The sequence below is a fragment of the Rhizorhapis sp. SPR117 genome, assembly GCF_021742065.1.
Genome location: NZ_JAKKIE010000087.1, coordinates 1 through 10,095, shown reverse-complemented (window position 1 = coordinate 10,095; position 10,095 = coordinate 1). Strand labels below are relative to the sequence as shown.

General features: G+C 64.0%; 9 protein-coding genes and 2 pseudogenes. 3 read left to right on the top strand and 8 right to left on the bottom strand.

Annotation, left to right across the window (positions count from 1 at the left end; translation table 11 throughout):
* Both L3X40_RS19580 and L3X40_RS19575 read left to right on the top strand, forming a co-directional pair.
* Positions 1–423 (top strand): ABC transporter permease (locus tag L3X40_RS19580; RefSeq protein WP_237367082.1); only part of this gene is annotated, 423 nt, incomplete at its 5' end.
* A gap of 210 nt (positions 424–633) precedes the next feature.
* Positions 634–1,257 (top strand): hypothetical protein, encoded by a 624-nt coding sequence (locus tag L3X40_RS19575; protein ID WP_237367081.1) that lies wholly within the window; start codon positions 634–636, stop codon positions 1,255–1,257.
* Here the strand turns inward: L3X40_RS19575 and L3X40_RS19570 are convergent.
* The 5 genes from L3X40_RS19570 to L3X40_RS19550 are packed head-to-tail and all read right to left on the bottom strand — an operon-like array spanning position 1,214 to position 5,270.
* Positions 1,214–2,017 (bottom strand): GNAT family N-acetyltransferase, encoded by an 804-nt coding sequence (locus L3X40_RS19570; RefSeq protein ID WP_237367080.1) that lies wholly within the window; start codon positions 2,015–2,017, stop codon positions 1,214–1,216. The genes L3X40_RS19575 and L3X40_RS19570 overlap by 44 nt on opposite strands.
* Positions 2,007–2,696, bottom strand: coding sequence for an ABC-type transport auxiliary lipoprotein family protein (locus tag L3X40_RS19565; protein ID WP_237367079.1), 690 nt, complete (start codon positions 2,694–2,696; stop codon positions 2,007–2,009). The genes L3X40_RS19570 and L3X40_RS19565 overlap by 11 nt, the downstream gene beginning before the upstream one ends.
* The gene (locus tag L3X40_RS19560; RefSeq protein ID WP_237367078.1) at positions 2,693–3,628 is read right to left on the bottom strand and encodes an MlaD family protein; all 936 of its coding nucleotides are present in this window, start codon (positions 3,626–3,628) and stop codon (positions 2,693–2,695) included. Before L3X40_RS19560 ends, L3X40_RS19565 begins: the two co-directional genes overlap by 4 nt.
* The gene (locus L3X40_RS19555; protein ID WP_237367077.1) at positions 3,628–4,413 is read right to left on the bottom strand and encodes an ABC transporter ATP-binding protein; all 786 of its coding nucleotides are present in this window, start codon (positions 4,411–4,413) and stop codon (positions 3,628–3,630) included. Before L3X40_RS19555 ends, L3X40_RS19560 begins: the two co-directional genes overlap by 1 nt.
* Positions 4,410–5,270 carry an MlaE family ABC transporter permease gene (locus L3X40_RS19550; protein WP_237367076.1) on the bottom strand — a complete coding sequence of 287 codons (861 nt, stop codon included), beginning with the start codon at positions 5,268–5,270 and terminating at the stop codon, positions 4,410–4,412. The genes L3X40_RS19555 and L3X40_RS19550 overlap by 4 nt, the downstream gene beginning before the upstream one ends.
* 3 nt (positions 5,271–5,273) lie before the next feature.
* On the opposite strand from L3X40_RS19550, the gene L3X40_RS19545 reads away from it, so the two are divergent.
* Positions 5,274–5,570 (top strand): hypothetical protein, encoded by a 297-nt coding sequence (locus tag L3X40_RS19545; RefSeq protein WP_237367075.1) that lies wholly within the window; start codon positions 5,274–5,276, stop codon positions 5,568–5,570.
* Between the two features lie 139 nt (positions 5,571–5,709).
* On the opposite strand, the gene L3X40_RS19540 is transcribed toward L3X40_RS19545, so the two are convergent.
* From L3X40_RS19540 to L3X40_RS19530, 3 genes and pseudogenes are all read right to left on the bottom strand, one after another.
* A complete protein-coding gene (locus L3X40_RS19540; protein WP_237367074.1) occupies positions 5,710–6,906 on the bottom strand; it encodes an acetate/propionate family kinase in 1,197 nt (398 codons plus the stop codon).
* Positions 6,903–8,302: pseudogene (locus L3X40_RS19535) on the bottom strand (bifunctional enoyl-CoA hydratase/phosphate acetyltransferase). Before L3X40_RS19535 ends, L3X40_RS19540 begins: the two are co-directional and overlap by 4 nt.
* An 18-nt stretch (positions 8,303–8,320) precedes the next feature.
* A pseudogene (locus L3X40_RS19530) lies at positions 8,321–10,080 on the bottom strand (PHA/PHB synthase family protein).
* Between the last annotated feature and the right edge of the window lie 15 nt (positions 10,081–10,095).

Sequence of the window (10,095 nt, the reverse complement as noted above, 5' to 3'; positions counted from 1 at the left end):
GCCTGCGCCTTCGCGCTGCTGGTGGTGGTCGAAGGAATATTGAAGGTGCCGATCGAGGGATCGATCCCGCTGTTCCTCCTCGGGGCGGGGCTCCACCTGTTCGCGACGACGTCGATCGGCATCTTCATGGGCACGATTGCACGATCGATGCCGCAGTTCGGGCTGCTGTTGATGCTCGTGCTGCTGCCGCTCCAGCTGCTGTCGGGTGGCGTGACCCCGCGCGAGAGCATGCCGGAGTTCGTGCAGACGGTGATGTTTGCCGCGCCCACCACCCATTTCGTCAAGATGGCGCAGGCGATCCTCTATCGCGGTGCCGGGCTCGATGTGGTGTGGCCGCAATTCCTCGCGATCGCCGTGATCGGCGCGGTGTTTTTCCTGATCGCGCTCGCGCGGTTCCGCAGGACGATCGGGACAATGGCATAAGCAGGCACATGGTGACGGCGGCCTCAGTAACACTACCGATAGGCCCGCCAGCGCGGCTGAGCGAAACTCTCCTCATCATCAAAGGAAAGGGAGAATCTCCATGCGCGCCCTGGACAGAATTCGTCAGTCGATCGACGTCATTTTCCTGTACGGATTGACAGCCGGACTGATGATGGCGATCGCCGCCATCATCATGGCGAAGCTTCCTGAATGAAAAGGAAGTCGTATCTCCGACGCATCGTACCGCTTTTTCTGAGTGCTTTGCTTGGGCTTTCGGCACACACCGCCGCCCAGTCGGCGCCCGCTGCCGCCGAAGCGACCGCCCCGGCGGGCTTCTGCCTCGATTCCGACGGGACCTTGGTGCATGTGGGAAGCGGTGCGCGCTTTCCCCATATGCTCGCCGGATTCACCCGCGTAGCCGAGCAAGGATATGATCCCAGCGGCCAGTATGTTTCCGTCGAATATCGTTCGCCAGTGCACGGTTCGACGATCGTTGCCCGCATCTCGCTGGTTCATATCGAGCAAATGTCGGCGAAGGAGCATTATACGATCATGAAGTGGCTTGCGCGCAGCTATTTCGATGAAAGCACGCCGCTGTCCGAGGGGCCGGTCGTTCTTCCCGACATGCCAAAGGATGCCGTCTGGCGCGGACGGTTCCGCGGCAGCCGCGAAGGCGTTCCTTTTGAATTCAGCCTCACGACGGTCGATTTAGGCTATTGGGGCGCTCGCGTCGCGACGGCCTATCCCGAGGCTGATCAAGGCGAAGCCGAACAGCGGCTCGACACGCTGATCACTGGGTTGCGGGCGTTGGCGCCGTCCGCACAGCGCAAGTAGAGTCGATCTCGGTACCGGAAACGCTGTAGCCCATCTTGACGGTGCTCGGACTTTGGAGCTCTTGCCCGAGGTTGAGCGCAACAATCCATGTCGGCCATTCGACCGCAGTTTCGATCTGTTTCGCGCCGTCCCTACCGCTTTGTCGGGATAACCCCTGTGGAGAATTACCGATATCGGCGACCAGCCTCTGGACCGGAACATGGGCGAGGCGATCAACGCGGGGCGGCAGGGTGTCACTCCGTGCGCGGTTGCTCAACGGCTTCCCGACGAGAGTCAGGGTCGGGTCGCCAGGATATTCAGCAACCGAGAAGCCCATATCGCGCTCCAGTTCGATCGCAGCGACATTGGCCCGGCTCTCGATCGATTCGATGCTTTTCAAGCCGCGCGATTCGGCCTCGTCCGCGATAAAGGAAAGCAGCGTCCATCCGATCCCATGGTTTCGATACTCGGCATGTACCGAAATTGCCACCTCACCCCGGTCAACTGCTACATCCCAGGCGAGCAGGCCAGACGCGACCGGCGTCCCATTCTCTGCGAATGCGATGAAGAAGCTCGCCATGTTGCCGTCGTTCAGGGGTATCAGGGCTCGGAGCTGCTCTGGTCCGATCTCGTTCAATCCGGACAGGAAACGAAAGCGCAAGTCGTCCTGGCTCACATGGTGGAACAGCTCCTGCAGGATCGGCCCGTCTTCGGCGCCTGCCGGTCTCACCAGCAGCTTGAGCCCGCTGCGCGTGACCAGATGTACTGGGTTATTGCTCATCGTTCTGACCTTTCTGAGACCTCATATCCATGACTTCTGCGCCGGACGCCTGCACGGTCCAATCGACAAGTTGTGTTGCATAACGCGCCACCGCCCGGTCGAACGCCGCGACAATGCCGCTCTTGCTATTGGCGGTCACCGGCTCCTCCACCGTGAAACGGCGGGATGCGATCGGCTGCCGATCCCGCAGACCAAGCAGTGTCGCGTCCCCGGTGATGATCACGGCCGGCGGACCCTGTTCTGTACCTTCCGGAGGGTAGCGCGCCTCGAACCTGTCGATGCCAATTTGCAATGCCTGTGATGCGCCAGCCGCGCTTCCAGGCGGCGCCAGCCGGATCGCCGGTACGCGCTCGCCGAACTGTCGGCCCAGCGCCTGTACAAAAAGCTCCGGAACGGACGCAACCCAGCGCGCGTCCTTCATGTAGAGCGCGCGCTCGCCTTGTGTTGTGAGGATGCGGTCGCCTTCGATCTCCGGTGCGAAGCGGACACGCAGGAGCGAAATGGTTCTGGGCATCGGGCTGTACCCAGCCGTTGTCGAGGCGCGCGCGGGAAGGTGCGGCACGCCAAAACGGAAAAGATCATCCCGCGCGCCGCCACCGAGCAGGCTGCCACAGCCGGAAAGTGCGAGTAAGCCAATGAGGAGGGCCGCAGATATCCTCAAGACGGCAAAATGTTTCATTGCGGAAGCTCCCGTTCCCTGCCGCTGCCCTTGCCAAGCGCGTGACGTGGATCCCGCTGGATCTGCCGGATGAGACCGTCGAGCGACTCGGCCGTGTCCTGAAGACTGATCATGGTGGCGTTGATGTTGGGAAGCGTCGTGGTGCCGATATCTGCACTTTGTCTATCAAGCTTGGCGATGACGCCGCGTGCCTCATGGACCGCACCCTTGAGTTCGTTTGCGGCCACGGAAATATTGGCGAAGGCTCGCTTGCCATCGCCGTCCGCGATTTGCCGGACGGACGAGGCTGCATCCTGGATGTCGCTAGCGGCTCGGTCCAGCTTTGCGAGCGCCGAGCCGGCATTGGCGAACATTGCCCGGTTCGCCGCCAATTCTGCGGTAGTCACGCGGATATCCTGTATGGCGCTGCCCACATTGGCGATGTTGCGATCGGACAGCAGCTTGTTCACGCTGTTCAGCGCTTGAGTCGCACTCGCCACCATCTCGCCGCCTCCTTGCAACAATGAGGACAGCGCATTGGGCTTGCTGGTGATAACGGGGCGCTTGCTGCGACTGACTGACTGGAGCAGCGGCTTGCTCGCCGTCCCCGCACTGATCTGCACGATGCTGATGCCGGAAATGCCTTGGGTCTCGGTTGATGCGACTGAATCAATACGCACGGGTGTCCCACGCGTCAGCTCGATATCCGTAATCACGCGGTTGGGATCGCGCTGATCGAGCCGAATCTCCCCAATCTCCCCGACCTTGATGCCGTTGAACTGGACCTCGCCTCCGACGCTCAAGCCCCGTATGGGGCCATGAAAGACGATCTGATAAGGGTCGTGCTCCCGTCTGAACTGCGAGCCGCCCAGCCACACCACGAAGACGACCGTCGCGATGAGCAGCACGATCGAGACAGCGCCCACCAGGGCATAATTGGCGTGGCGTTCCATCAGCGCACCTTTTTCTGGACGGCCCGGCCGCGCGGTCCAAGAAAGTAGCGCTTGATCCAGGGATGGTCCGATCGCTCAAGTTCATCGATGGTCGCGACGGCGACTATCTTCTTCTCCGCCAGGACCGCCACCCGGTCGCAGATGGCGTAAAGCGTGTCGAGATCATGGGTGATCATGAAGACGGTCAGGCCGAGCGCCTGGCGCAAGGTGGTGACGAGCGCGTCGAACTCGCTCGCTGCAATCGGATCGAGACCTGCGGTGGGTTCGTCGAGGAACAGGATGTCCGGATCGAGTGCGATCGCCCGCGCCACGCCCGCGCGCTTGCGCATGCCGCCTGACAGCTCCGCCGGCTTGAGCGATCCGGCGTTGTCGGGAAGGCCCGCGAGCGCGATTTTCAACCGGGCAAGATCGCGTACGAAGTCTCTCGGCAGACGCGCATGCTCGAGCAGCGGCGTTTCGACATTTTCCTGAACGGTCAGGAACGAGAACAGCGCGCCCTGCTGGAACATCACGCCGATGCGCCGCTCGACCGCCGAACGAGCGTCTGGGTCGTCGATACGCCGTCCGAAAATCTCGACCGTCCCACCATCGGGGTGCTTGAGGCCGAGGATCGTGTTGAGCAGCACCGACTTGCCCGAGCCGGAGCCACCGACCACACCCAGTATTTCTCCCTTGCGGACTTCGAGATCCAGATTCTCGTGGATGACCTTCTTGCCGAAGGCCGTGCGAAGGCCGGATATGCGGATCGGCGCCTCGCCGTCGCTGGTTGGGGACGGCGCGCTCACAGATCGAGCACCGTGAAGATCACAGCGAACACCGCATCGAACATGATGACCATGAAGACCGACTGGACGACCGAAGAGGTGACGTTGCGGCCCAGGCTCTGCACATCGCCGCCCACCATCAAGCCATGTCGGCAGCCGGCGGCGGCGATCACCAGCGCGAGAAACGGCGCCTTGCTCATCCCCATCCAGAAATGCTTGATGGCGACCGTCTCGAGCGTCCGTTGAATGAAGAAGACCGGGCTGATATCGATCGTCGCCCAACTGACCAGCAGCCCGCCGGCGATGCCGCCAATATCGGCGCAGAAGGTCATCAGCGGCATCATCAGGATCGCGGCCAGTACGCGCGGGATCACGAGGGCGTCGAAGCGGTCGACGCCCATTACCTGCATGGCGTCGGTTTCCTGGTTCATGCGCATGGCGCCGATCTGTGCGGCGAACGAGGACGCGGAGCGGCCCGCCAGCAGGATCGCGGCGATGACGACGCCGAACTCGCGCAGGACGGCGACACCGACAAGTTCGACCGTAAACACCTCGACGCCCAAAGTCGTCAGCAGATTGGTGCCGACGAGCGCGATCACCGCCCCGATGAAGAAGGTCATGGTGAACACGATCGGCAGCGCGTTGATGCCCGCGTCCTGCATCACTGCGAAGAGCGGCGTTATCCGCAATCGTCCGGGATGGATGATCGTTCGCCCGATGGCGGCCACGAGGTGCCCTGTGAACTCCAGCATGTCATATGCATCGCGGGCAAGATGAACGACGTGGCGCCCGAAGCGGTCGAAAAAGCCGACCAGTCCCCCGATACCCTGCCGGGATGGTATTTCCGCATCTAGCGCCGGCCGGACGAGCGCGATCAACCGATGCAGATCCTCTCGCGGGCCACAGTCGATATCGACGTCTTTCGCCACGAACTGCAACAACGCAAGCGCACCAGCCGTATCGATCCGCCCCAGGTCGGACAGGTCGATGCGACGGACCTCGTCACGCCCACCCATATGTGCGGACAATCGGACCAGGGCGTTCCCCAGGCCCAGCGCCGTCCAGTCGCCGATGGTGTGGAGCGTCGTCTCGCCGTTGCGATCATAAAGGCGCCAATCCGCGGTCGTCATCGCGGGAGCGCCGCTCCAAGTCGAACGCGGGGCGGCGATCGACGATGACCGACGAGATTTTTGCCGTGACTGGCAAGCCACTGCCTGATGCAATGGTAGCCTGAAGCTCCATCAGGTGATCGGCCAGCGATCTCGCTTTCAATGCTGGCGGCGAGTCGAGGTTTGGCGACATGGGGGGCAATCGGTGTCACTGTCCACCTCCCGTTGCGGGCAAGACGCCAAGGGTGTGGAACGCGATCATGCGTTCCTCGTCGGTCGGGATGATGCGAGCGATGATCCTGCTGTCCGCTTGGCTGATGACCGGCGCATTGCGTGCGTTGAAGTCCCGGTCGACGGTCAGGCCGGTCCAGGCCAGGCGCTCGCAGATCGATGCGCGAATGACCGGATCGTTTTCGCCGATGCCCGCCGCGAAGACGATTCCGTCGACACCGCCGAGAGAGGAGACGAGCGCACCGGCTTCTCGCGCCGCGCGCCAGGTGAAAAGGTCGATCGCCTCCCCAGCGTGCGGATCCGGACTCTGGTGAAGGGCGCGCATGTCGCTCGACACGCCCGACACGCCGAGCAGGCCGGACTGCTGATACAGGAGCGTCTCTACCTCCGTGACGCTCATGCCCAGCTGGGTCTGAAGGTGAAGAATGACGCCGGGATCGATGTCGCCGCAGCGCGTCCCCATCATCAGCCCATCGAGCGCGGTGAAGCCCATCGTCGTATCGACGCTCTTGCCGTCATGCATCGCGCACAGGCTCGCGCCGTTGCCGAGATGGGCGACGATCACCCGGCCGCGCGCCAGTTCCGGGTCGATTTCCCGCAGTGTCCGCGCGATATATTCGTAGGAGAGACCGTGGAAGCCGTAGCGCCGGATGCCCTTGTCGTGCAGTGCGCGGGGCAGGGCGAAGCGCGTGGCGGTTTCCGTCCGGCCGTGATGGAAGGCGGTATCGAAGCAGGCGACCTGGGGGAGAGCGGGTGCCAGTGCGCGGATGGCCCGGATCGCCTCGAGATTGTGCGGCTGGTGGAGCGGCGCCAAAGGGCTCAGCGCATCCAGTGCCGCGAGCAGGGCGTCGTCGACCAGCAGCGGCCGCGCAAACGCCAGTCCGCCATGGACGACGCGATGGCCGATGGCGATGATCTCATGTCCGGGCAGGTGCTGCGTCGCCCAATCGAACAGTTCCCGAAGCAGCGCCTCGTGCGTCAGCCCGGCGCCGCTCTCCCAGTTCCGATCGATCAGGACGGCGCCGTCGGCGTCACGCGCGACCAGATGGGGGGCGGTGCCGATCCCCTCCAGCTTGCCGGCGGCGGCATGCTCCGGGCCATCCGGACCCAGCGTGAACAGCGCGAACTTGATGCTCGACGAGCCGGCATTGAGGCTGACAATGGCCCGGCTCACGGCAGCGCCTTGCCTTCCGGCAGCCCCGGCGCGGCCTTGGTGGCCGCGCGCGCGAGCAGCACGGCGACGGCGCAGGAGGCGAGCCGGGTTCGCAGGGAGTCGGCGCGGCTGGTGAGGATGATAGGCACGCGTGCGCCCAGAACGATGCCGGCGGCATCCGCCCCGCCGAGAAATGTCAGCTGCTTGGCGAGCATGTTTCCGGCCTCGATGTTCGGGACGACCAGGATCTCGGCCTTGCCCGCCACCGGTGAGACGATGCCCTTTTCCTTCGCTGCCGCCTCGCTGATCGCATTGTCGAACGCCAGCGGGCCATCGAGCACGCCGCCCGAAATCTGACCGCGATCGGCCATCTTGCAGAGCGCGGCCGCGTCGAGCGTCGATCGCATCGTTGGGCTGACTGTCTCCACCGCCGACAGGATCGCGACCTTGGGACTTTCGATCCCGATGACATGGGCGAGATCGATGGCATTGCGGATGATATCCGCCTTTTCTTCGAGCGTCGGTTCGATGTTGATCGCCGCATCGGTGATGATCAGCGGGGTAGGGTGCTCCGGCACGTCCATCAGATAGGCATGGCTGATACGGCGCTCGGTCCTGAGCCCCGTCGCGGAGGAAACCACCGCGCCCATCAGCTCGTCGGTATGGAGGGAGCCTTTCATCAGGAGCCGCGCTTCACCCGAGCGGACGAGCGCCACGGCCTGCGCGGCCGCGGCGTGGCTGTGCGGCGCGGCTATCAGGCGGAAAGCGGTTATGTCCTTGCCGGCGTCCCTGGCCGCCGCCCGGATCTTTTCCTCGGGGCCCACGAGAATCGGCTGGATCAGGCCGGCCTCGGCGGCCTCCACCGCCGCGAGATGCAGGGATGTGCTACGGCGGTCGGTATGGCGTCGCCGCCGGCCGTCATCTCGATCAGCTTGCGATATCCATCATGATCGGAAACGCGGATGTCGGGCAAGGCCATCCGGGGGGCGCGGACCTTCTGGGTCGGCGCCTTGACCTCGGCCTGCCCTGTTATGACGTCCTGTCCGTTCTGGTTGACGCAGCGGCAGTCGATGAGAACGACGTGGTGCTCCGCACGTTTCTCGGTGACGGTCACCGAGGCGGTGACGGTATCTCCGAGACAGACCGGCCGGATGAAGCGCAGGGTCTGGCTGAGATAGATGGTGCCGGGACCGGGGAGCTCGGTTCCGAGCGTGGCGGAAATGAGCCCGCCGCCCCACATGCCGGGCGCGATCACCTGATGGAACATGTCGGTGGCGGCATAGGCCGGATCGAGTTGCACCGGATTGGCGTCGCCTGACACGCGCGCGAAAAGCTGCATGTCCTGCTCGCACAAGGTGCGGACGACGCTCGCCGTGTCGCCGACGACGATCTCGTCGAAGGTGCGGTTCTCGATCATGTCGGTCACGGTCACCGCTCAATGCTCCAGCACATAGCGGCCCGGGGCGTCCTCAAGGACCGGATAGCCCTTGTCCGGCGCGCCCAGCGGCGGCGGGGCGACCGGCTCGCCCGAACGCGCCGCCAGCCACTCTTCCCAGGCGACCCACCAGGATCCGTCCCGCACCGCGCATGCGCCATCCACTCGTCCGGATCGAGCGCGGCGCCGTCGGCCTCGCGGGTGAGGATATGGTAGCGTCGCCCTTTGTGCCCGGGCTCGGAGACGATCCCGGCATTGTGCCCGCCGCTGGTCAGCGCGAAGCAGATTTCGGCGCTGCTCAGCATGTGAATCTTGTGAACCGAGCGCCACGGCGCGACATGGTCGCGTTCGGTGCCGACGATGAACATCGGCCTGCGCAGCGCCGACAGGCTGATCGTCCGGCCATCCGCCTTGTAACGCCCCTCGGCGAGATCGTCGTCAAGTAACAGGCGGCGCAGATACTGGCTGTGCATGGCGTAGGGCATGCGGGTGCCGTCGGCGTTCCAGGCCATCAGGTCCGACATCGGCTCGCGCTCGCCCATCAGATAGGTATTGAGGATCCGCGACCAGACAAGGTCGTTGGAGCGCAGGATCTGGAAGGCTCCGCCCATCTGCGTGCCGTCGAGATAGCCTTTGCTCCACATCATGTTCTCGAGCACGTTGAGCTGCGCCTCGTCGATGAACAGGCCGAGCTCGCCCGGCTCGCTGAATTCGGTCTGCGCGGCGAACAGGGTGATGGTGGCGAGCCGCTCATCGCCGTCGCGCGCCATCGCCGCGGCCGCGATCGACAGCAAAGTGCCGCCGATGCAATAGCCGACGGCGTGAACGGCCGGCGACCCCGTGATCGCCGTCACCGCATCAAGCGCCGCCATCGGGCCCAACCGCCGATAGGCCTCCATGTCGAGATTGCGATCGGCGCTGACGGGATTGTGCCAGGAGATGATGAAGACCGTATAGCCCTGCCCGGTCAGCCAGCGGACAAGGCTGTTCTCCGGCGACAGGTCGAGAATATAATATTTCATGATCCAGGCCGGCACGATCAGGATGGGCTCCAGCCGAACCTTGTCCGTGGTGGGCGCATATTGGATCAACTCGATCAACTCGTTGCGATAAACGACCGTGCCGGGCGTGGTTGCAACGTCCTTCCCGACCTCGAACGCTTCGGCACCCACCGGCAGCTCTCCGCGCATGGTGCGCTGCATATCCTGCAGCAATAGCCTGGCGCCCTCGACAAGGCACTGCCCGCCGGTCTCGAATATCCGCTTCTGGAGGACGGGATTGGTCGCGACGAAATTGGTCGGCGCCATCGTGTCGAGGATCTGCCGCATCCCGAAGGCGACCATGTCTTCATGATGCCTCGTGACGCCCACCACGCCGGTCGTGGCCGCATGCCACCATTGCTGGTTGAGAAGGAAAGCCTGCGCGATCAGGTTGAAAGGCGCTTCCTTCCATGCCGGATCGACGAAGCGACGATCCTGCGGCAGCGGCTCGATTGCGGGAGCAGCGTCATGGTCGCCGATGCTGCGCACGGCATAGTCGCCGAACCGCATGAATTTGCGTGTCGTCTTGGCCGCCAGCTGCAACTGCTTGCCCGGCGAGCTGGCAAGATGCATGCCCCAGTCGGAGAAGGCCTGCAGGATCGTCGCGGGCGAGAGTCCGCTGGTCAGCTGCGCCATGCCGGCGATCGCGGCCCGGTCGAGGGTTTCGGCAATGCCGTCGAGCGGATCGGACGCGTCCTGACGTGAATGCGCTGCTGCCATCTTGGAGCTCCTGAA

What these genes read in the sequence shown, in the direction of transcription:
- L3X40_RS19575 (WP_237367081.1), top strand. Translation starts at nt 634, where the DNA reads ATGAAAAGGAAGTCGTATCTCCGACGCATCGTACCGCTTTTTCTGAGT.
- L3X40_RS19570 (WP_237367080.1), bottom strand. Translation starts at nt 2,017, where the DNA reads ATGAGCAATAACCCAGTACATCTGGTCACGCGCAGCGGGCTCAAGCTG.
- L3X40_RS19565 (WP_237367079.1), bottom strand. Translation starts at nt 2,696, where the DNA reads ATGAAACATTTTGCCGTCTTGAGGATATCTGCGGCCCTCCTCATTGGC.
- L3X40_RS19560 (WP_237367078.1), bottom strand. Translation starts at nt 3,628, where the DNA reads ATGGAACGCCACGCCAATTATGCCCTGGTGGGCGCTGTCTCGATCGTG.
- L3X40_RS19545 (WP_237367075.1), top strand. Translation starts at nt 5,274, where the DNA reads ATGCAGATCCTCTCGCGGGCCACAGTCGATATCGACGTCTTTCGCCAC.